Consider the following 21247-nt stretch of genomic DNA (forward strand, 5'->3'; position numbering starts at 1 on the left):
CCTAGGAGTCAGGGGTCTGCACATCGGGCAACTGCCCGGCAAAGCGGAGTGCCAAGCGCGCACTCAGATGCACGAGCACGAGCACAAAGGCCAAAGGAACGGCCGCTGTGAACCAGATCATGGAAACATCCAGCATCTCGGCCTGCCGGGCGAGCGAACGGCCCAGAAAGCCGCGCGCTGTATCCATGCTGGCGTTGAAGAGCGAGTACCAGAGGATCGGGATGGCAAAGGCCAGAACGCCCACGGCTCTGATCAGGGCCAGTGCCGTTCCCTGAAACCCGCGCCGGTGGCGCACCATCGGAAACAGGGTAGGGTCGGTGCCCGCATAGAAGGCACAGGATGCGCCCAGCATGCCGGTCCAGACCATGGCGCGGCGGGCCAGTTCTTCGGTCCAGACAGGCGGGGCTTCAAAGATGTACCGGGCGACGACCTGCCAACTGGCGGCAAAGACCATGACCAGTACGGCCAGTACCGCCCCCCAGAGGGCGATACTGTTGAGAACGGCAGACAGCCGGTTCAGCCGCTGAGCGATGCTCTGCATGGGACTACTTGCCCTTTGCGGTTTCCCATTCCGCGATTTGATCCTGGGTCAACAGGTCGGAATTGTAGGCCGGAGCCGATGCTTCGCGGAACCCGTCGCGTGCCGCCTGGTCCAGACGTTCGATAGCGACGCCGGCTGCTTCGAGCTTGCCCAGAACCGAATCCTGGCCCTTCAGCCACTCGCGGTTCGCTGCGGTCGCAGCGGCTGCGGCGGCATCGACAGTGGCGCGATCAGCCTCGCTCAATCCCTGGTACCAGTCTTCCGATACAATGGTGATGCGCAGGGAAGGAGACACAGCGGCATCGGTGTAGAACTTGAGGAAGTCGGTGTGGCCGAACAACAGCGGTACGAAGGCCGGGTTCATGTAACCATCGGCAACACCGGTCTGCAGCGCGTTGGGCACTTCCGCCCAGCTGACGATTGTACCGGATGCGCCCCAAGCCTTGTAAAGTTCGATCTGGCTTTCATCGAGCGCGCGCATCCGCAGCCCGGCCATGTCTGCCACAGATTTTACAGGCTTCTTGGTGTTGAAGATTCCGGTGGCTTGGCCGACGTGGTTGAGCGCGATGACGCGCACGCCGCCCTTGGTCGTGGCTTCGTTGATCTTGGCCAGCATACCGCCTTCGTTCAGCGCATGATCGACTTCTTCCGCATTGGCGAAGAAGTAGGGAAGGCGCAGCCCGTAGATCAGCTTGTCGAGCGAACCAACAATGTTGAGCGGGGACAGTGAGACTTCCAGCAGGCCCTGGCTGACCTGGTCGAACAGTTCGTCATCGCCGCCGATGGCGCCACGCGCGAACTCTTCGGCAGGCATGCCGTGATCATTCATGTAAGTGCTGAACGTGTGCGCCCAGACGTAGCTTCCGGAGCCTTCCATGTCGGGCGGACTGTCGAGCGCAATCTTGACTTGTGCGCTGGCCGCACCGGACAATGCGAGTGCTGCGGCAAACAATGCACCGCTCAGGATTTTCGAATAGTTCATTTCAATACCTCCTTGTTGGTTCCGTTTTTTTTATGCGTCATGGTTCAGCCACCGCCCAGGCCAAAGGCATGGGGCAAGGCGAGACTGAGGGCAGGTATCCGGATCAGCAGTGCGAGCACTGCGATCTGGACAAGGACAAAAGGAATAACGGCGCGGGCGAGTTTCCAGTAGTTCACCCCGGTCACGGTCGAGACCACCAGCAGACAGCCCCCCATCGGCGGCGAGACCAGTCCGATGCAAAGGTTGAAGCAAAGCACGATCCCCAGATGCACCGGGTCTACGCCCTGAGCCAGGGCAACCGGCGCCAGCAATGGCACCAGCAGCGCCAGCGCAACCGGGATATCGAGGACCATTCCCGCAAGCAGGAAGATCACGTTCATGGCCAGCATGTATTCCGTGGGACCAAGGCCCCATTGCATGACCATGTCGGAAATCATGTCCGGTATGCGCTGAAGCGAACCAAGATGGCCCAATGCCGAGGCGGCACAGATGATGATAAAGATTGAGCCAGAGAGCATGGCCGTGCGGCGCAAACTTTCGAGCACATCAGTCGTGCTGAGCCCTGCATAGAACCATCCGGCTGCAAGTGCTGCGAACACCGCCACGGCGGCAGCTTCCGTTGGCGTCATCCAGCCGAACACGATACCGCCAAGAATGATCATCGGCAGACAGAGCGCGGGCAGGGAATGCAACAGTGTCGGCAGAAAAGGCGGCATGTCGGCTTTTTCCACCCTGGGGTGGTTTTCGCGCGCTGCATAGATGGCGTTGACCACCAGCAATGCGCCAGCCAGAACCAGGCCCGGCACGATCCCGGCAAGGAACAGCGCAGTCACGGATGTCCCCATCAGAGCGCCGTAGAAGATCAGGATGATCGACGGTGGCACGATGGGGCCGATGATGGAGGAGGCTGCGGTAATCGCGCTGGCATAGGTCAGCGTGTAGCCGCGCTTGGTCATCTCTGGCACCAGCGTATTGGAAAGTGCCGCGGCATCGGCCACGGCAGAGCCGGAGATGCCGGCGAAGAACACCGATGTCAGAATGTTGACGTGGCCCAGTCCGCCGCGGATCCTGCCGACCAGAGCCATCGAAAGGTTGATCAGCGCGCCGGTTATCCCGCCGCGGTTCATCAACTCGCCCGCCAGAATGAACAGTGGCATAGCCATCAGGGCAAACACGTCTATCTTGGAGAAGATCTGTTGCGGCAGAATAGCCAGATAGCGGGCATTGTCGGTGGCGATAAACGCCAGAACGGCGGCGCCGCCGATCACATAGGCAATCGCGAGGCCTGAAAACAAGAATGCCGCAGCGGCGATGGCGACCAGCATCATCATGCCGCCACCTGCAACCGCAAGGGCGAAAGGGCCTCGGCGGTCACGCCCAGATCTGCCACATCGCCTGGAAGGGCGTGGCTCTGGACCAGTGCCGCGGCACTGCGTGCCAGGGCCGGGGCGCTCTGGATTCCATATCCGCCCTGACCCGCCAGCCAGAAAAAGCCTGATGCATCCGGGTCATAGCCCGCCACCGGGTTGCGATCCGGCATGAAGCTGCGCAGCCCTGCCCATTTGTGGTCGATGCGGCGGATCTCAAGATCAAACGCTGTTTGAATGCGGTCCACGCAAATGGCGATGTCGAGTTCTTCGGGCTGGGCGTCGCATGGGACCGACAGGGTCTCGTCCGCAGGAGATATCAAAAGTTTGCCGGCGTCGGGCTTGAGATAGAATTGTTCCTCGACATCGACGACCATCGGCCAGCTATCCGGCACCATTGCGTGAGGAGGATCGACCAGAAGCGCCGTACGTCGCAACGGGCGCAACCCTTTGGCCGCCACGCCGGCCATCTCTGCTATGATATCGGCCCAAGCTCCCGCCGCATTGATGACAACCGGTGCGCGGAGGACCTGGTCGGTGGTGTCGACCTGCCAGTCTGCGCCGGTACGGCTCAGACCTGTCACTTCGGCGCGGGTGATCAGTGTGCCGCCATTTGCGCGGAAACTGTTGAGGTAGTGCTGGTGAAGCCCATGCACCTCAATATCAGCTGCAGATCTGTCGAGCAGCCCGGCAGCGGCATAGCCTTCTCGCAGCAGCGGCGCACGGGTGCGCACGTTTGCAGCATCCAGCGGTTCGGCAACTGCGCCCAGAGAGAGCCGCATAGCCTCAAGCTTGTCTGCCTGATCAGGGCGCGCCACGAACATCGCGCCACGCGGACGCAAAAGACCGGCGGGCGGATTACCCGGCCCTTCACCCAGAAAGAAGGCGTGCGATGCGCAGGAGAGTGCCCTGATGACCGGCGGTCCGTAGGCCTGTGTGTACAACGCGGCCGACCGACCGGTGGTGTGATATCCGGGCTGGCTTTCCCGCTCGAGCAGCGCCACGCGTCCGGCGCCGGCAAGTTCTGCGGCAACCGATGCGCCCGCCATTCCTGCGCCGATGACAATGATGTCATAGTATGTATGACCGGTCATGCCTTCCCCTTGTATGTTCTTATGGAAAGAGGTTAACACTAATTTTCCTTTTGGAAAGCGGAATATTTCCTATTGGAAAATTGGAGATCTGATGGCGGTTTACTGCGTATGGTAGAGGCATGAGCAAACAGATCGAACTTGCCAATCCGCGACTGGAATTCGGCAGGCGCCTGCGCCAACAGCGTCTCAACAAGGGCTGGACTCTTGCCGAGCTGGCGGAGCGGTCAGGCCTGGTCATTTCCACGATTTCAAAGGCCGAGCGCGGCATCATTGCATTGACCTATGACCGTCTTGCGATGCTGGCGCAGGCGCTGGAGGTTGATTTGGCGGCGTTTTTCAATGCCGAGGGGGAAACCTTTGTCCCGGGCAGTTTCGCGGTCGCCCGCAAGGGCGATTTCAAGAGGCAGGAAACCAGGAACTACGTATACGAAATGCTGTTTCCGGATGTCTGGCACAAGGCGATGACCCCGATGATGGGATCGCTCAAGGCGCGCGAACTGGTCGATTTCGAGGAATTCGTGCGTCATCCCGGACAGGAATTCCTGATCGTAATGGCTGGGCAAGTCACGGTGTTTGTCGAGGATCGTGATCCGGTTGTCCTGAACACGGGTGACAGCATCTATTTCGACAGCGCCGTCGGCCACCTCTATGCCTCAGGCGGCGACCAAGACGCCCGCATTCTGGTCATCTGCGCGCAGGCCTGAAACCGCTGCGAGCTCCGCAGGAGGCGTTCAGCCCTGGCCACCCAAGGTCGTGGCTTGACCAAAGCCAGTCCATTCTTTCACACTGACCACGAAGTTGCATCGGAGCCAATCGATTGGAACGTCCGCCGACTGGACTCCAGACTTCAATTCTAATCACGCAATACGCGATTTGTACATTTGCCACTGACATTGACATTTGTATATTTTCGCGACATTGTGGCTCCGAATTAAGGAGGCAGATGTGCGCAACAAACGTTCTACCGAAGACGTGGCCATGGGAATTCGCAGGCGGGTGTTTGAACACTCGATGCGCAACAATGGCGGTTATCTCAGTCAGGCCTGCTCAGCGGCGGAACAATTGGCGTTCCTTTATAATGAGGCGCTCAACCTGGGTGAGCCGACGCTGCCAGCCGTTCCTGCTCCCTTCGCTGGCGTTCCCTCTGCCGACAATCCGGATTACGTGACCGGCGCCGGTTACAACGGCCCATTCGAGCCGCAATTTGATCGCTTGTTCATTGCCCCGGCGCATTACGCGCTGGTTGCCTATGCGACGCTGATCGAGACCGGTCGCATGGATGCAGAAGGTCTCGAGATGTTCAACAAGGATGGCTCCTCAGTCGAGATGATCGGCGCCGAGCATTCGCCTGGCATGGAAGTCCACAACGGCACGCTCGGCATTGGCTTGTCGACCGGCGCCGGCCTTGCTTATGGCCGCCGACGTCGTGGCGAAAGCGGCCAGGTCTGCGTTTTCATGTCCGATGGAGAAGTCCAGGAAGGTCAGACCTGGGAGGCTGTTCAGGCAGCAAGCCACCACGGCATCGACAATCTCTGGGCGCTTATGGACGTCAACGACCAGCAGTGCGATGGCGCCATGAGCTCTGTGATGGAAGTCCGCGATATCGCCACCAAGTTCCGCGCCTTCGGCGCAGTCTGTGTCGAGATTGACGCCCACGACCTTGAGGCCATGCGTCAGGCCAAGAACGAGCCACACGAAGGCCAGCCGCTGATCATTCTGGCCCGGTCCTCACCGACCCAAGGCATGAGCTTCCTGCAGAAGCGGTTTCCCCGGCTGCATTATGTACGGTTCAAATCCGAAGATGAGCGCGCCGAGATGAACCTCTCGATCGCCGCCGAGCTTGGTATCGACCCGATCGAACTGGAGACGCACTGATGGTTGAGATGGTCAATCGCCCCTACGCCTCGGCTTTTGAGGCCTTTGCGGTCAAGAACCCGGATGTTCTTTGCCTTTCCGCGGACCTGACCTCGTCCTGCGAGATCGACGGCTTCCGTGACCGTCATCCGGATCAGTTCATGTCTCTTGGCATGGCTGAGCAGAACATGATGAGCTTCGCCGGCGGCCTCGGTCTTGCCGGCTACCGTCCGTTCCTGCATTCGTTCGGCGTGTTTCTCTATCGCCGACCTTATGACCAGCTGATGGCCTCGGTCGCCTATCCGCGCCGCAAGGTGCGTCTGATGGGCTTTTTGCCTGGCATCACTACGCCCGGCGGCATGACACACCAGGCGATTGAAGATATCGCCGTGATGCGATCGATCCCCAACATGTCGATCCTTGAAACAGGCGACGCCACTGAAGTCGAAAGCATCTGCGAAGCTGCCGATTCCATCGACGGACCGGTGTATTGCCGCGTGTTGCGCGGCTCGGTGCCGCGCCTTTTCGACAGCCCGATCAAGGTCGGAGAAATGCGCGAACTCTCCTTGGGAGCCGATGTCCTGGTGGTCACCTCAGGCATTGCCACCGAAGAAGCCCTTCGCGCTCGCGACGCGCTGTCCAATGCCGGTGTGTCTATCCGGCATCTTCACATCCACACCATCAAGCCTTTCAACGAGCAGGCGTTGCTTGATCATATCGGCTCTGTTTCCAAGGGCGTTGTGGTGCTCGAAAACCATTTGATCACCGGTGGTGTCGGATCGCTGGTTGCCGAGATCATGGCAGATAACGGCGTCGGCAAACCGCTGGTCCGCCTTGGTCTCAACGACACCTACGCCCATGGCGGGTCAAAGCCTTACCTGATGAAGCATTACGGGCTTGATGCCGGCGCGCTTGTGCGTGGCATCGAGCGCATCATCGGCGCATCGACCGGCATTGATGAGGAAGCGCTTTCCACGGCACGCGTGGATGCCGTTCACTCCGCCGTCAAGGCCGAGGCTCTGTAGAGATGGTTGACGACACCCGTTTTCGTGTCCGCTACATGCTTCTGGCGGACAATCCGCAGGACGCCGATCAGCGGGCCATCGGCATTGCGCTTGAGCAGACCGTAGAAATCCCCGGTGACATCGTGCCTGCGGGCTATATCAGCGATGAAATCGTCGGCCAGATCGAGGGCGTTCGCCCTCTTGGCGGCAACGCCTATGAGGCGGAGATCTCCTATAGTCCCGACAGCGCCGGTGACGAGGTCATCCAGCTGATCAATGTGATCTTCGGCAACTCCTCGATCCAGCAGAACATCCGTGTGGTGGGATTTGAGCCTGGCGCCGTGATCCGGGAACGTTTCACTGGCGCGCGCTTCGGGATCGAGGGGGTGCGTGCACGCACCGGCCGCGCCCGGGGTGGATTGATTTCGCCGGTGATCAAGCCGCAAGGGTCGAGCGTCAAGCAGCTCGCCGACATCGCCTACCGCTGCACTCTGGGCGGCGCCGACATCATCAAGGACGACCACGGGCTGGCCAATCAGCGCTTCGCGCGATTCGCCGATCGTGTGAAAGCTGTCAGTGAAGCCGTCGCCGAAGCCAATGCGAAATCCGGCGGTTCGGCGCTCTATTTTGTCAATGTGACCGGCCATTCGGGTTCACCCGTGGATGAGGCGTTTCAGGCCAAGGAAGCGGGTGCCGGTGGCGTCTTGCTGATGCCGGGACTGATGGGCTTTGGTGTGGTTCAGGCGCTGGCGCGGGACCCGTCTTTCGATCTGCCGATCATGACACATCCAAGCTTCACCGGTCCCTTTGTGCTCACGCCCGAAACCGGTGTGTCGCATGCTCTAATGTATGGCGTGTTTCAGCGGCTGGCCGGTTCAGACATTTCTGTGTTCCCCAATGTCGGCGGCCGCTTCGGCTTCAGCGTTGATGAATGCCTGTCGATTGCCGGCGCCTGCCGCGACCCTGACGGGATCGGCCGGGCGATGATGCCGAGCCCTGGCGGTGGAATGAGCGTCGAGCGCGCCGGCGACATGGTCTCGATGTACGGCGAAGACGTGGTCTTCCTGCTCGGTGGCAGCCTGCTGCGTGCCGGCGACGGGATCGGTGATGCGGTGTGCGCGATGCGCGATGCCGTCGACCGGCTGACCTCTGACTGATCAGTGAAGCTCTGTCCTGCAGACTATGGGGTTCGGTTGAAAGACCGGCCCTTTTTTTGCTCAGATGCCCAAGCACACAAAAAAGGCCGCATCCGGAGATGCGGCCTTTCTTCATCCTGGGAGGGATGTTGGATCAGCGTGCCGGCAGCGGCATCCAGTCGGTCATGGCGACATCCGCATGGGCGAATTGCGGCATGTTGGCCGACAGCTCTTCCATGTTCTTGACGTCTTTTTCCAACAGGAAGCTCTGGGTGATCAGCGTCGGCGGTACAACGACCTGCGCATCCACGTTGCCACCGGTGAGCATAATGGCGAGAGCCCGCACCGACACTTCGCCGACGACGGCCGGGTTTGTTGCCACGGTGGCTGCCCAGGCGCTGTCAGGCTCGCGCATTGCCGAAATGTCGGCGGTCGAGACGTCGGCCGAATAGATCTTCACGTCCTGCGACATGCCGGCTTCGTCGACTGCGATCTTCACACCCTTGGCGAATTCGTCAAAGGGAGCGAAGAACACCGAGATGTCCGGATTTGCCTGAAGAACCGAGCGGGCCTGGTTGGCGTTCGAGTTGGCAATCGGGTTGTCGAGAGTGCCGAACTGGGCAGCCTCGATGATGCCCGGATTGGCGGCCTTGAATTCTTCCCAGGCAACATGGCGACGGTCGAGCGGCGCGATGCCCGGCACATAGACGTAACCGGCCTTCCAGTCAGCTCCGTTGTCCTTCATTGCCTGTTCCAGCGCCAGCTTGCCGAGCAAGTAGTCCGACTGCTCGATCTGCGGGATCGCGGGGTTTTCGACGTTGACGTCGAAGGCGACAACCTTGATGCCGGCATCCACTGCACGCTGCGCGGCTTCCTTCATCGATTCCGTCAGGCCGTGCTGGATGATGATGCCGTCAACGCCGAGAGCGATGGCCTGGTCGACCATGTCCGCCTGAAGGGCTGCGTCCTGGCGGCTGTCGAGAACCCGGAGATCCACTCCGAGTGCTGCGGCCTGCTTTTCCACGCCTGAAAGGTAGGCCTGGAAGAAGTCACCGGTGGAGAGATAGCGCACCAGCGCGATCTTCACGTCACCCGGATTGTCGAGCGGTGCGGGCATATCCGCAGCCTGCGCGAAGCCGCCCATCGGAAGTGTGATGGCAGCGGCCGCAAGGCCTGCAAACAATGCAATTGCTTTTCTACGTATGATTTTCATTCTGTTTTCCTCCGTTAAACCAGTCGTCTTGCTTAGTGGCCGCCGGCCTTCCGGGCCGACAGCGAGAACGTGAAGACAAGGGCTATGACGAGCACCAGGCCCTTGATGAAATCCTGCGTGTAATAGGGGGCGTTCATCATCGTCAGGCCCTGCAGCAGGATGCCGACGAAAAGCGCGCCCATGGACGTGCCGAATGCGTTCGGCTTGGCAGCACCCAGAACCGCAAAGCCAATCAGCGAAGCCGCGACAGCGTCGAGCAGCAGATTGGTGCCCGAGGCGATGTCGCCGCGCCCCAGGCGGGCGGCGAGCAGCATGCCGCCGATCGAGGCCAGCACGCCCGAGATCATGTAGGCCAGGATCTTGTACGTGTTGACGTTGGTCCCGGTCAGGCTTGCGGCCCGCTCGTTCGAACCGATCGCATACATCAGACGCCCATGACGGGTGAGCTCAAGGAACACCCAGACCAGAATGCCGATGACCACCAGAAAGATAACCGGTGCGGGCAGCAGGTTCTCAAGCATGAAGTCAAACCGGTGACGGCCGAGCTGCAGGAACAGCGGCGAGAAGGTGCCTTCAGCTGTCGAGCCGTCGGGCAGCGTCATGCCCATGGCAATCGAGCGGCCTTCGGTCGGAATCCGCTGCAGACCGACGAGCAGAAACATCATGCCGAGCGTCGCCAGCAGGTCGGGAATCTTGGTCTTGACGATCAGCAGGCCGTTGATCAGCCCGATTATGGCGCCCATCGCCAGGCAGGCGAGGATGGCGACAATGGCAGGCTGTTCCAGCACCACCATCATGTAGGCGGCCAGCATCATCGATGAGGTAGCAACCGAGCCGATCGAAAGGTCAAAGCCGCCGACGACCAGCGTGCAGGTGACGCCGAGCGCCAGAATGCCGGTGATCGCCACCGACTGGAAGATAAAGACGGCGCTGCGAGGTCCGGCAAAGCCATTGGCGGAGACCGAGAAGAATATCACCAGTCCGACGAGAAGCGCCAGGAAGCCGTAGCGGATCGCGATGTCGATCAGGCCGCCGGATTTCTGTTGCGGTTTGTGCGCGCCAGACGTGGTGCTGGCGGAATTTTCGGTCTGGTTCATGCTCATGCGTGTGCTGTCCTTGCGGCGCTGCCAGTATCTGTTGGCACGGCCCCGGTTACTGCTGTCAGGATCTCGTTGAGGTCCACGTTCTCGTTTCTGAATTCGGCTGCGACCGAATGCTCGGTCATGACGATGATCCGGTCAGCGACTTCCAGCGCTTCGTCGAGTTCCGAGACAAACACCAGGGTGGCTCGGTTCTTCGCGGTTTCGCGGATCTTGCGGCCGATATCCCGGCGGGCGCGGATATCAACGCCCTGGAAAGGCTCGTCCAGCAAAAGCAGCCGGCATTCCTCGGCAAGCCAGCGCGCCAGCATCACTTTCTGCTGGTTACCGCCTGACAGGGTGCCGATCGAATCGGTCTCGCTCTGGCAGACGATCGACAGTGCCTCGATCATCTCGTTGGCAGTCTTGCGCTCGTCAGATCGTTTGATGAATGACAGGTTCGAATAGCGGCTGAGGAAGGGCAGGGTGATGTTGCGGGTGATGTCGAAGTCGGCCACCACCGCATTGTTGGCCCGGTCCTTGGAAGACATGAACACGCCACTTCCGATGGCTGCCTGCGGACTTGTCGGGGCAAAATCCTTGCCGTCGATCCGGATCCGTCCCGCTGCAGGCTGACCGAGGCCGAAGAGGCTTTGCGCGAAGGCGCTCTTGCCGCTGCCGAGCAGGCCGGTGATCGCTACTACCTCGTTTTCACACAAATTGAAATCGAAAGGCCTGCTGCCTGGCTTGAGTTGCAGAGCGCTGATCTCGAGAACTCGTTTGCCGGGGGCGCCGATTGTGATGTCGGCATCGGTCATGCGGTGGCCGAGCATGGCGTTGACCGCGCCTTCGTAATCGAGCTCGTCGCCTTCGAATACGCCGGAAATTTCACCATCCCGCATCGAGACGATCCGGTCGGCAATGCGGCGGATGTCGGACATGCGGTGCGAGATATAGAGGACGGCTACACCCTTGGTGGACAGCCGCTCGATCAGCAGGAACAGCCGTTCGGCTTCCGACGCTGACAGCGAAGATGTCGGCTCATCGAGAATAAGCAATTGCGGATCATGCGCCATGGCGCGGGCGATTGCGATCAGCTGCCGGTCGGCGACGCCGAGGTCGGCCACCGACTGGCGCACGTTCAGCGACAGGCCCATCTGGCTGGCGATCCGTTCGGCATCGGCGTAGTTCTGCTTGCGCTTGAGAAAGAAGCCGTAGCCTGGTTCGGCAAGCCGGTCGATCAGCAGGTTCGAGGCGACATCGAGATCGGGGATCACCCCGTCATTGATGTTCTGATGCACAGTGACCACGCCGGCGCGGATGGCTTCTGAAGGTGTGGAAGGGCGGAAATCCTTGCCAAGCAGGCTGATGGATCCGGCATCAAGCGAATGCACGCCACTCAGGATCTTGACCAGAGTGGACTTGCCCGCGCCATTGGCCCCCATCAGGACAGTGACCGACCCGGCAGGCAAAGACAGGTTCAGCTGCTTGAGAACGCGATTGTCCCCAAACGACTTGTCCACGCCCCGCAGATCGCAAAGAGTTTCGTTCATCTCATCCTCCGGCTATGATGAAAACAGCAGCCATGACAAAAGTCAATAGGTGTTGACAAATGATTGAAAGAGACACTAGGCTTTGTCAACGAGCAGCCTGGACTGTCATTTGGGAGGATGGTTTTGAGCAACAACTACAAACCTTTATCGCCGGAAACCCTGGGTCAGCGCCTGGGCGGACTCGATGTCATGAAGCAGTCCGTTGGCAGCAATGCTGATGCCTGGACGGTTCGCGAAGTCGGCGACGGTAACCTCAATCTCGTCTTTATTGTGGAAGGCGAGGCGGGAAGCGTCATTGTCAAACAGGCGCTTCCCTATGTGCGCCTTGTCGGTGACAGCTGGCCGCTGCCGCTCAAGCGTGCGTTCTTCGAATATCATGCGTTGATCCGCCAGGAGGCGCGTGATCCAGGCAGCGTGCCGCAGATCCTGCACTTTGATGAAAGCCAGGCGCTCATCATCATGGAGCGCCTGCATCCGCATATTATTCTGCGCCAGCAGACCATGGAAGGGCGCAAGGTTGCGGGTCTGGGCAAGTCCTTGGGATTGTTTGCTGCGCGCACGGCGTTCCGTGGGTCGGATTTGTCAATGACAGCGGCTGACAAGAAAGCTGATGCCGCGCTGTTTGCCGGCAATGTCGAGCTTTGCGATATCACCGAATCGCTGGTCTTTACCGATCCGTACTACGATGCGGAAATGAACCGGCACACGACGCCGCAACTTGACAGCATCGTTGCTGAGCTGCGCCGGGACGAGGCGCTCAAGATTGAAGTCCAGCACATGAAGCGGGCGTTCACGTCGCGCGGCGAAACCATGTGTCATGGCGATCTGCATGCGGGATCGATCATGGTGACCGGTGATCAATCGCGCATCATCGATCCGGAATTTGCATTCTACGGACCGTTCGGGTTCGATATCGGCATGCTGATCGGCAATTACCTGATGGCCTATCATGCCATGCCGGCCCACATTTCCGATGCTGATACCTGCCGCGATTTTCAGGACTGGATCCTCTCCGTCATTGATGAGACCTGGTCGGTCTACCGCGCGGAATTCCTGCGGCTCTGGCGCACCGAGCGGACCGGCATCCTCTATCCGAAAGCACTCTTCGAGGATCAGGGTCACAACTTTGCATCTGAAGGCGCCGCTGAGCAGCTTCTGGGCGAGATTTTCCATGATTTGGTCGGCTTCGCCGGCGTTGAAATGCATCGCCGCATCCTTGGGTTGGCGCATGTGGCGGAACTCGACACCATCGAAGACGAGGACATCAAGGCACGGTGCGAGGCCAAGTGCCTCAAGCTGGGGCAATTCCTGGTCATGAACAGAAATCGCCTGACGGGCATGGATGCCGTACTGGCTGCGGCGCGGCGCGCTGAAACAGGAGCATAAGAATGAAGGTTGGCGACAAGCATTACCGGTCGATCTGGTTCGATGGTGAAAAAGGCAAGGTCATGATCATTGACCAGCGCTGGCTCCCGCACGAGTTCCGGGTGGTCGAACTTGGCACGCTCGATGAATTCGCCACCGCGATCCGGGACATGTGGGTAAGAGGCGCGCCGCTGATCGGCGCCACCGCCGCCTATGGCGTCGCCATCGAAATGCAGCGTGATGCTTCTGATGCGGCGCTCGACAGTGCCTGGCACCAGTTGCACGAGACGCGGCCGACTGCGGTCAATCTGCGCTGGGCGCTCGATGAAATGCGTGGGACACTTGGCTCTCTTCCCGAAAGCGAGCGCGCTGCTGCGGCCTTCCGCAAGGCCGAAGAGATCTGCGATTCAGACGTTGAGACCAACCGGATGATCGGCGTGCATGGTCTCGAGATCGTCAGGAAGATCGCCGCAACCAAGAAGCCCGGCGAAGCCGTCAACATTCTCACCCATTGCAATGCCGGATGGCTGGCGACTGTGGATTGGGGCACCGCCACCTCTCCGATGTATCACGCGGTCAACGCAGGCATTCCCATTCATGTCTGGGTCGACGAGACGCGTCCGCGCAACCAGGGCGCCCAGCTGACCAGCTGGGAAATGAACAGTCATGGCATCCCGCATCACCTCATCGTCGACAATGCCGGTGGGCATTTGATGCAACACGGCCAGGTCGACATGGTCATCGTCGGTACCGACCGGACGACCGCAACAGGCGATGTCTGCAACAAGATCGGCACCTACCTGAAGGCCCTGGCTGCATTCGACAACAATGTGCCGTTCTATGTCGCGCTTCCATCAAGCACGATTGACTGGACGGTGAACGACGGCGTTCGCGAAATTCCCATTGAGGAACGCGATGACCGCGAGGTCACCCACGTCTTCGGCCGTCTTGAAGATGGCAGTGTCACCTCGGTGCAGATTTCGCCTGATGGCACGCCTGGCGGCAATCCCGCCTTCGACGTGACGCCGGCACGCCTCGTCACCGGCCTGATCACCGAGCGGGGAGTGGCAGAGGCGACACGCGAGGGTCTTTTGGGTCTGTTTCCGGAACGCCGCAGCGCCGCCTGAGCATTTCTCGCCTGAGAGGCAATTGTCTCAGGCGAGTTCCAGCATGGCGGCGGCACAGCTCTGGTTCGTCACCACATGGGTGGCGTATCCGCCCCTGATGGCGGCAACGGCTGCGGGCACGCGTTCCTCGCCCACCGAGACCAGAATGCCCATGTCACGGTGGCGCAGTTCTTCGAGTTCGATGCCCATCATGCGGTGATCCAGCGGACCGCTAACCGGATCGCCCTTGGCGTTGATGAAGCGACCGCACAAGACCCCGACCGCGCCATTGGCGATATAGTCCTCGAGTTCGAGCTGGGTTGCCACGCCGCTGGAGGCGACATGACTATCGGGATTGCACGAGCCCACGGCGAACAGCGTCTTGTTGCAATGGCTGATGGCGTGGAGCTGCTTTTCGATCAACGATTCCGCGCGCAAGGTGGCCGCAATCTCCGCCGTGCTCAGGATTGCGGGCACGTGCAGGTTGATGCACTTGGCTGAAAATTTTCGCGCCACATTGGATGAACACACATCGGCGGAAAAGCCGTAAGGGGTCGCCATGGAGCCAACCAGTTGCAGCACTGTGAGATCCGGAATGGTGGTCTGTTCAAGCCGCTCGGCGACATCGTAGATGGTCTTGCCCCAGGCAACACCCAGCCGGTCGCCGGGTTCGAGAAGACTTGGCAGCCAGTCCGCCGCACCCCGGATGATCCGGCTCGCATGATCGTCCTGACCTTCAGTGCCGTCGGGAAGGATATAGGCTGCCTTGAGGCCGAAGCGGTCACGCAGTTCGAGCGCGGCGCGATGGGTGTTGAAGGCTTCGGGTGATAATTTGGTGTGGATGTAGCCGCGTTCCCGGGCTTCCTGCAGATAGTTTACGACCGTGGCGCGCGACACCAGCAGCCTGTTGGCTATTTCGCTCTGGTTCAGCCCGTCATGGTAATAAAGCCAAGCTGTTTCGACGACGATGTCTTCGCCGCTGATCTGTTTGGTAGAGCGCCTTGTCGGGTTCTGCGGCATTTCAATCCATCCCCAATATATACATTTGACAATAGCTTGTGACTTTTGTCAAATGGGGCAAGTTCACACGGGCAGGAGATGGTAATGCGGCAAAACAGATGGAATGACAAGGAAGCCCAGGCACGGATCGATGCTGCGGGTGCTGATCCGGCAGACCGGACGCTGGCGCTCAGGGTCTATTCCTCACGGATTATCGGCTCGGACCCGGATCTTGTCATGCATGGCGGCGGTAACACTTCGGTCAAGACCGAGCGCCGGGATCTGTTCGGCGTCATGCAGCCCGTGCTGCACGTCAAGGGCAGCGGCTGGGATCTTGACACGCTCGAGGCCCCGGGTCTGCCGGGCGTCCTGCTCAATCCGCTCCTGGAGATGCGCAAGCTCGAGGCTCTGTCCGATGAGGACATGGTCAACATGCAGCGCTCCAACCTGCTTGATTCCTCCGCCCCCAATCCGTCGGTTGAAACCCTGCTGCATGCCTTCCTGCCGCACACCTTTGTCGACCACACCCACGCGACGGCATTTCTGGCATTGGCAAACCTGCCGAATGCTGAAGCAGCGATCCGCGAGATCTTCGGTGACCGGTTGGCAGTGGTGCCCTACATCATGCCCGGCTTCGCGCTGGCCAAGAAGGCAGCGGAAGTGTTTGACGCTCATCCCGAGTGCGAAGGGCTGATCCTGCTCAAGCATGGCCACTTCACCTTCGGTGCGACGGCCAAGGAGAGCTATGACAAGGTCATCGAACACACCAACATGGTCGAGGAGTGGCTCGCGGCGCAAAACGACGGCCGCAAGTTCGATTGCACCGTGAGCCGCAAGCGTATGGTCGCCGATCCGGTTTCCGCAGCATCCGTCCTGCCAGCTCTGCGCGGCGCCATCGCGCGCCTGCGTGGTGAGCATAACAAGGCTGGACCCAGGCCTGTGGTGATGGACATCAGGGGCGGCGAGGTGATCGACACCTTTTTGAGCCGAAGTGATCTAATGGATCTCGCGCAACGCGGTGTGGCCTCGCCCGATCACGTCATCCGTACCAAGGGCCGCATGCTGGTTCTGGGCAAGGATGACCTTGCCAAAGGTCTCGCCAGCATTGACGCCAAGGTCGAAGAATTCGCCGAAGCTTACCGGGTGATGTTTGACGCGCAGTTCAAACGGGTTGGTGGCGGCAAGGTCATGCTTGAGCCGCATCCTTGCGTGGCCTGGATCGAAGGTGTCGGCATTGTCGGCATTGGCAAGGACGCGTCTGCCGCGTCAGCTGCGGCCGATATCGCTGAGCAGACCGTCGAAGTAATGAGCCAGGGCGAGGCCGCGGGCGGTTTCCGTCCCATCGGGCCTGATGATCTGTTCGACCTGGAATACTGGTCGCTGGAGCAGGCCAAGCTGTCAAAGGCCGCAGCCAAGCCCTTCGCCGGGCAGATTGTTGCCGTCACTGGCGGTGCTGGCGCCATAGGACTCGCAACCGCAAGGGCCTTTGCCCGCGAGGGTGCGGCAGTGGCGCTGATCGATTTCAATCCGGAAGCCTGCAAGGCTGCAGCCGCCTCAATCGGATCGAACTGCCTTGCTGTTGTCGCGGATCTCACGGCAAAGGGCGCCGCCGACAAGGCCGTGGCCGAAATCGTCGAACGCTTCGGTGGTCTTGATATTCTTGTTTCCAATGCAGGTGCCGCCATTCAGGGCATGCTTCTCGACCTTGATGACGAAACACTTCGCTCGAGTTTCGAGCTCAACTTCTTCTCCCATCTGGCCATGGCAAAAGCCGCAGCGAAGGTGTTTGCGGCGCAGGACCATGGCGGGCAGATGCTGTTCAACGTGTCCAAGCAGGCCGTCAATCCGGGCAAGGGCTTTGGTGCCTACGGGCTCCCGAAAGCCGCCACCTTCTTCCTCGTCAGGCAATTGGCGCTGGAGCTTGGCGGCTCGGGCATCAGGGTTAATGGCGTCAACGCGGACAGGATCCGCTCCGGCCTCTTGACCGATGATTTCATCAAGTCGCGTGCCGAGGCGAGGGGAATTTCCGCATCCGACTATATGGCAGGCAACCTGCTGAAGGCCGAGGTCGAGGCGCATCATGTGGCAGACGCCTTTGTTGCGCTGGCCAGATCAGAGCGGACCACGGCCCATGTCATCACCGTGGACGGCGGCAACATCGAGGCCGCCTTGCGCTGAGCATGGATTAAGCCACCAAGGTAAGGCGAACGGCCGCAATAGCCCGACACTGACAGGGCAGGTGAGGCGGCAGATATGGCTTTGCGAAAGGCCAAACGCCAGTCTCGTTGGCCAGGTCAGACCATCTGACTTTGCGGTCAGTTGCTGCCGGTCTCAGTGATCTGCTCTGAGCATATTCAGGTCAAACTGGCCGGATACCACCAGAAGCTGGGCTGCCAGAATGCTTGCCTGAGCCGCAAGTTGGAGCGCTGTGCGCTCTGACGTCGAAAGTGCAGTTTCCGCCCGTATCGCCTCATCCAGGCTTCCAAAGCCTTTTACAAAACGGTTTCGCGCGGCATCGGCACTTTTCTTGCGCGCGGTCACTTCCCTGTCGGCTTCACCTCGCATTGCAAGTATTGACGTAGTCAAAGATCAGGACGTCCTGGCGACCGGAAAGCGCGCCGAGGCCCGGGGTGCCGTTGTTGTCGCCCCCCATGATGATGACATTGCCTGTTGTCGGATCAATCGACATGTTGGAGCAGAAGATATTTGTCGCAGTTGTGTTGGGCAGCGTGCGGTGAACATTGGTCACTGGGTCCCAGAGATCGTAGACGAATTGACCGCCTTGCATGCCTTGCTCGGTGCTGCCGAATGACAGCACATTGCCGTCTGGCAAGACGATGGAATGCAATGGAATAATTGGCCAGCTGAGCAGATCGCCCCATTCGCCATTGCCCTCGTTATCTCTATCACCAAGCGTAATCATGAAAAATACCCCTAAAAACTGTCAACCCGTATCAAAATGATGCACGCATAGGTGATCAAAAAGTAGCGACATATACAAATTGAAAACAGTTTTTTGGTTAAGTGTTGATTCTAGTGAAAATTGTAACGAATATTGTAAAAAAGCGTTTATACAAAATGGAGATACTGCAATAATTCTCCGCTTAGGATTAAGTTTGTCCAAGAAAGTTTAGATATATTGAAATAATATTTTCTATCGGATTCAGACGAAAGTAAAAGTTCGTATTGCAGGAAAACTATTTTACGTCTTGTTCATGGTTGAAAGGCGGCGCGGACATAATGGGCGCAGTCAGGCTCATTGATGGTCTTGAGTCCGATGTTGTTCGGCGAATTATCACATACCGATAGCTGGTCCCGACGGTTTCGACGCGGCTGGGCTTCAGTTCCCGCTTGCTCTTGGGGTTGAAGAGGCCTGTGCCAAAGTCAGGCTTCTACAATGGCTCTTTTGACGAGCGGGCGACCGCAATGCGATGCCTAAAGGCTGAATTGGCTCGTAACACGGCGCAACACCACATCCCTCAGTAAGTAACGACGCACTTCGTTTGAGGCGCCGCTATGTTACAGGCTTCCCATGGAGGATGCGTTTGCGGGCTGACCCATTCAGTGCAGGTCATTCAGTCCGGGGCAGGTGATAAAGCTACTACTTGCCGTCCTGTTGTTTTTCCGCATTGCGCGAAAGCCATTCCCAATCGATCGAGCCTTCTTGCGCCTTGTGAAAATACTGGCTCGCAACCAGCCAACCTTTGACGGGCCGCAGTGGCGGAACGCAGGTGAGAAGCATCAGGGGGACTGTCGTCACAAAGTGGACCCACCACGCCGGTTCGTAATTGATCTGAAGCCAAAGCGCGAAAATCGTGCTTGGTATACAGGCGAACATCATGATGAAGAATGCCGGGCCGTCCGCCGGATCGGCAAAGGAATAATCGAGCCCGCAGACTTCGCATTCCTTGCGCAGCTTGAGAAACCCCTGAAAGATATGCCCCTGCCCACAGCGCGGGCAGTGCCCCAGCATGCCGGTCTTGACTGGCGGGAGTGGTGGCCATTCTTGTTCTGTAGACATTGCACATCCTTTCATGTCCGGCGCTCAGGCAAGGTGACTGTTGCGGATTTGAGCAATCGGGCGGGCATGGCTTTCTGGTTGATCGCAGCTGAGTCGCTGCCTCGTTCATTCAATTTGGTATTGTATGTATATTATATGCACTTAATGTCAATGACATGTATGGATTTCTGGCAGTCGTCTGTGCTGACGTCAAACAACCAGAGAGGAAAACGCAGGAGACTGATTGAGAAGATCGGCAATGATCCGCAGGCTCTGCGACAGCTCGTCCCGGGTCTCCGGCGCACCAAGGCCCAGCCGAACCGCCTCCGGGGGTGAAGCAAGCGCAAAGGCGTCGCTGGCAACCACGCCAATACCGGCCGACCGCAGGCGCGAAGCGAATTCGCCGCGCGTCCATGCTGGCGTCATGGTCAGCCAGATATGGAAGCCCTCCGGATCAGCGCGGATGAATTCCTGTGGCAGGATCCCGGTTGCAATAAGCTGGCGGGCGGCCGTCTCCTGCCTGATTGCCGCAACAACGGCTTCGGCGGTTCCGTCATCGATCCAGCGGGAAGCAATGGCGGCGGTCAAGGGCGAGGCCATTGATGCCGTAGCCCGAACTGCGCCATTCAATCGTGCCGCTGCGCGCCCGTCGGGAACCACCAGGTAGGCTATGCGCAACGCTGGCGCGATGCATTTTGCGAGGCCTGCGATATGATAGACAAGTTCAGGCGCAAGGGCTGCCAGCGGCGGTATCGGATCGACCGGAAGCGCCCCATAGGCGTCGTCTTCGATGATCGGCACCTGATATCGCCGTGCTATTTCAACAAGCGCATGACGCCTTGAAAGCGACAGGCTTGCCGTCGTCGGGTTCTGGAGTGTCGGGTTGCAGTAAAGGGCCTTGGGCTTTGATTCTGCGCAAATTTTCTCGAAAGCTTCAGGAATGATGCCGTCATCGTCAATCGGGACGGTGGCAAGTTCAATTCTGAGATGAGAGGCAACTGAACGGAAGCCGGGATAGGTGAGGGCCTCCACGCATATTGTGTCTCCCGGGGCTGCGAGAACTCCCAAAACCGCAACCAGTGCGCCCTGTGCGCCAGGGCAAATGACAACGCGCTCTGGCGTCACGTCCTCAAGGCGAGAGGAGAGCCATCGCGCCCCGGATTCGCGGTCTCTGCCCGCACCTCCTGCCTCCTGGTAGCGCATCAGCAAATCGATGCCGCCGGTCGATTCCAGCTTGCCGATGCCATCCCACATACGCGCCACAAGGCCAGGGTTATCAAATCGTGGCGGCAGGTTCATACTCATGTCCACGAGACCGCTTGGGACGGAATTGTTCACATCAAGACGCTTGCTTTTGACATAAGTGCCTTGGCCAACCCGTCCCTCCACGAGCCCGCGTCTGCCTGCTTCGGCATAGGCACGGCTAACGGTGGTAAAATCGATCTTGAGGGCCTCTGCCAAGGCGCGTTGGGGCGGAAGACGAGCGCCAGCGACCAGTCTTCCCGACAGGATATCGGCTGAAAGGGCATCGGCAATCGCCAGGTAGACCGGCCCGTCAGCCTTGCGGATCCCAGGGCTCCAGATTGTCGGAATGTAATCATTCTCCATAGCCGCACCTTTGGTTTGAAATTATATGGATATTGTATGCATTTTTGTCAGTTTGCAAGTTCGGCGGTTACCCCATAACGGAAATGATTCCGAAAAAGGAGCCAGTCAATTGAGGCTGCCAGTGTGCAGCGCCGCATTGCGTGAAGCTTCGTGACGGGACGGCTATGGAAGGGCCATCTGCGTATGTTGTTACGTGTCAAACATAAGAAGACTTCGGAGGTGACCTGATCATGACATGTAGCGACACGAAATGACGGCTGTGACAACAATTATCGTGCAGAAACTGCGCCAAAGGCTGGAGCGACGGGGAAGACTCGCAGCTGCCGGTACGCCCGATGCCTTGTCT

General features: G+C 59.3%; 18 protein-coding genes. 7 read left to right on the plus strand and 11 right to left on the minus strand.

Annotated features, from left to right (window positions below):
* Position 1: 1 nt before the first annotated feature.
* The 4 genes from WNZ14_RS08680 to WNZ14_RS08695 are packed head-to-tail and all read right to left on the minus strand — an operon-like array spanning position 2 to position 3984.
* Complete coding sequence (locus WNZ14_RS08680; protein WP_342868169.1) at positions 2–541, minus strand: TRAP transporter small permease subunit; 540 nt, start codon at positions 539–541, stop codon at positions 2–4.
* A 4-nt stretch (positions 542–545) separates the two neighbouring features.
* Positions 546–1523: a TRAP transporter substrate-binding protein gene (locus WNZ14_RS08685; RefSeq protein ID WP_342868170.1), complete on the minus strand. Its 978-nt coding sequence runs from the start codon at positions 1521–1523 to the stop codon at positions 546–548.
* Between the two features lie 44 nt (positions 1524–1567).
* The gene (locus WNZ14_RS08690) at positions 1568–2854 is read right to left on the minus strand and encodes a TRAP transporter large permease (RefSeq protein ID WP_342868171.1); all 1287 of its coding nucleotides are present in this window, start codon (positions 2852–2854) and stop codon (positions 1568–1570) included.
* Positions 2851–3984, minus strand: coding sequence for an FAD-dependent oxidoreductase (locus WNZ14_RS08695; protein ID WP_342868172.1), 1134 nt, complete (start codon positions 3982–3984; stop codon positions 2851–2853). The genes WNZ14_RS08690 and WNZ14_RS08695 overlap by 4 nt, the downstream gene beginning before the upstream one ends.
* Positions 3985–4103: 119 nt before the next feature.
* Between WNZ14_RS08695 and WNZ14_RS08700 the strand changes: the two genes are divergently transcribed.
* The 4 genes from WNZ14_RS08700 to WNZ14_RS08715 all read left to right on the plus strand — a co-directional run bounded on the left by WNZ14_RS08700 (position 4104) and on the right by WNZ14_RS08715 (position 7999).
* The gene (locus tag WNZ14_RS08700) at positions 4104–4688 is read left to right on the plus strand and encodes an XRE family transcriptional regulator (protein WP_342868173.1); all 585 of its coding nucleotides are present in this window, start codon (positions 4104–4106) and stop codon (positions 4686–4688) included.
* Between the two features lie 241 nt (positions 4689–4929).
* The gene (locus WNZ14_RS08705; protein ID WP_342868174.1) at positions 4930–5859 is read left to right on the plus strand and encodes a thiamine pyrophosphate-dependent enzyme; all 930 of its coding nucleotides are present in this window, start codon (positions 4930–4932) and stop codon (positions 5857–5859) included.
* On the plus strand, positions 5859–6863 hold the full coding sequence (locus WNZ14_RS08710; RefSeq protein WP_342868175.1) for a transketolase C-terminal domain-containing protein: 1005 nt from the start codon (positions 5859–5861) through the stop codon (positions 6861–6863). The genes WNZ14_RS08705 and WNZ14_RS08710 overlap by 1 nt, the downstream gene beginning before the upstream one ends.
* A gap of 2 nt (positions 6864–6865) precedes the next feature.
* Positions 6866–7999 carry a RuBisCO large subunit C-terminal-like domain-containing protein gene (locus WNZ14_RS08715; protein WP_342868176.1) on the plus strand — a complete coding sequence of 378 codons (1134 nt, stop codon included), beginning with the start codon at positions 6866–6868 and terminating at the stop codon, positions 7997–7999.
* A 133-nt stretch (positions 8000–8132) separates the two neighbouring features.
* Here WNZ14_RS08715 and WNZ14_RS08720 read toward each other — a convergent pair whose 3' ends face one another.
* The 3 genes from WNZ14_RS08720 to WNZ14_RS08730 are packed head-to-tail and all read right to left on the minus strand — an operon-like array spanning position 8133 to position 11823.
* Positions 8133–9191: a substrate-binding domain-containing protein gene (locus WNZ14_RS08720; protein ID WP_342868177.1), complete on the minus strand. Its 1059-nt coding sequence runs from the start codon at positions 9189–9191 to the stop codon at positions 8133–8135.
* Positions 9192–9223: 32 nt separating this feature from the next.
* Positions 9224–10288 carry an ABC transporter permease gene (locus WNZ14_RS08725; protein WP_342868551.1) on the minus strand — a complete coding sequence of 355 codons (1065 nt, stop codon included), beginning with the start codon at positions 10286–10288 and terminating at the stop codon, positions 9224–9226.
* Positions 10289–10290: 2 nt separating this feature from the next.
* Positions 10291–11823, minus strand: a complete 1533-nt coding sequence (locus WNZ14_RS08730) for a sugar ABC transporter ATP-binding protein (RefSeq protein ID WP_342868178.1) — start codon at positions 11821–11823, stop codon at positions 10291–10293.
* 117 nt (positions 11824–11940) lie between these two features.
* On the opposite strand from WNZ14_RS08730, the gene mtnK reads away from it, so the two are divergent.
* On the plus strand, positions 11941–13209 hold the full coding sequence (mtnK, locus tag WNZ14_RS08735; protein ID WP_342868179.1) for an S-methyl-5-thioribose kinase: 1269 nt from the start codon (positions 11941–11943) through the stop codon (positions 13207–13209).
* Positions 13210–13211: 2 nt separating this feature from the next.
* Positions 13212–14315, plus strand: a complete 1104-nt coding sequence (gene mtnA / locus WNZ14_RS08740) for an S-methyl-5-thioribose-1-phosphate isomerase (RefSeq protein WP_342868180.1) — start codon at positions 13212–13214, stop codon at positions 14313–14315.
* Positions 14316–14342: 27 nt separating this feature from the next.
* Here mtnA and WNZ14_RS08745 read toward each other — a convergent pair whose 3' ends face one another.
* Positions 14343–15314, minus strand: coding sequence for a sugar-binding transcriptional regulator (locus tag WNZ14_RS08745; protein WP_342868181.1), 972 nt, complete (start codon positions 15312–15314; stop codon positions 14343–14345).
* Between the two features lie 84 nt (positions 15315–15398).
* On the opposite strand from WNZ14_RS08745, the gene WNZ14_RS08750 reads away from it, so the two are divergent.
* Positions 15399–17471 (plus strand): bifunctional aldolase/short-chain dehydrogenase, encoded by a 2073-nt coding sequence (locus WNZ14_RS08750; protein WP_342868182.1) that lies wholly within the window; start codon positions 15399–15401, stop codon positions 17469–17471.
* A 376-nt stretch (positions 17472–17847) separates the two neighbouring features.
* On the opposite strand, the gene WNZ14_RS08755 is transcribed toward WNZ14_RS08750, so the two are convergent.
* The 3 genes from WNZ14_RS08755 to WNZ14_RS08765 form a co-directional block, all read right to left on the minus strand.
* Entirely contained in the window at positions 17848–18216 is a 369-nt protein-coding gene (locus WNZ14_RS08755; protein WP_342868183.1) for a hypothetical protein, read from the minus strand.
* A 678-nt stretch (positions 18217–18894) separates the two neighbouring features.
* A complete protein-coding gene (locus WNZ14_RS08760; RefSeq protein WP_342868184.1) occupies positions 18895–19314 on the minus strand; it encodes a DUF983 domain-containing protein in 420 nt (139 codons plus the stop codon).
* A gap of 189 nt (positions 19315–19503) precedes the next feature.
* Positions 19504–20901, minus strand: coding sequence for a PLP-dependent aminotransferase family protein (locus WNZ14_RS08765; protein ID WP_342868185.1), 1398 nt, complete (start codon positions 20899–20901; stop codon positions 19504–19506).
* Between the last annotated feature and the right edge of the window lie 346 nt (positions 20902–21247).

Source organism: Hoeflea sp. AS60 (genome assembly GCF_038900115.1).
Taxonomy (GTDB): domain Bacteria; phylum Pseudomonadota; class Alphaproteobacteria; order Rhizobiales; family Rhizobiaceae; genus Hoeflea.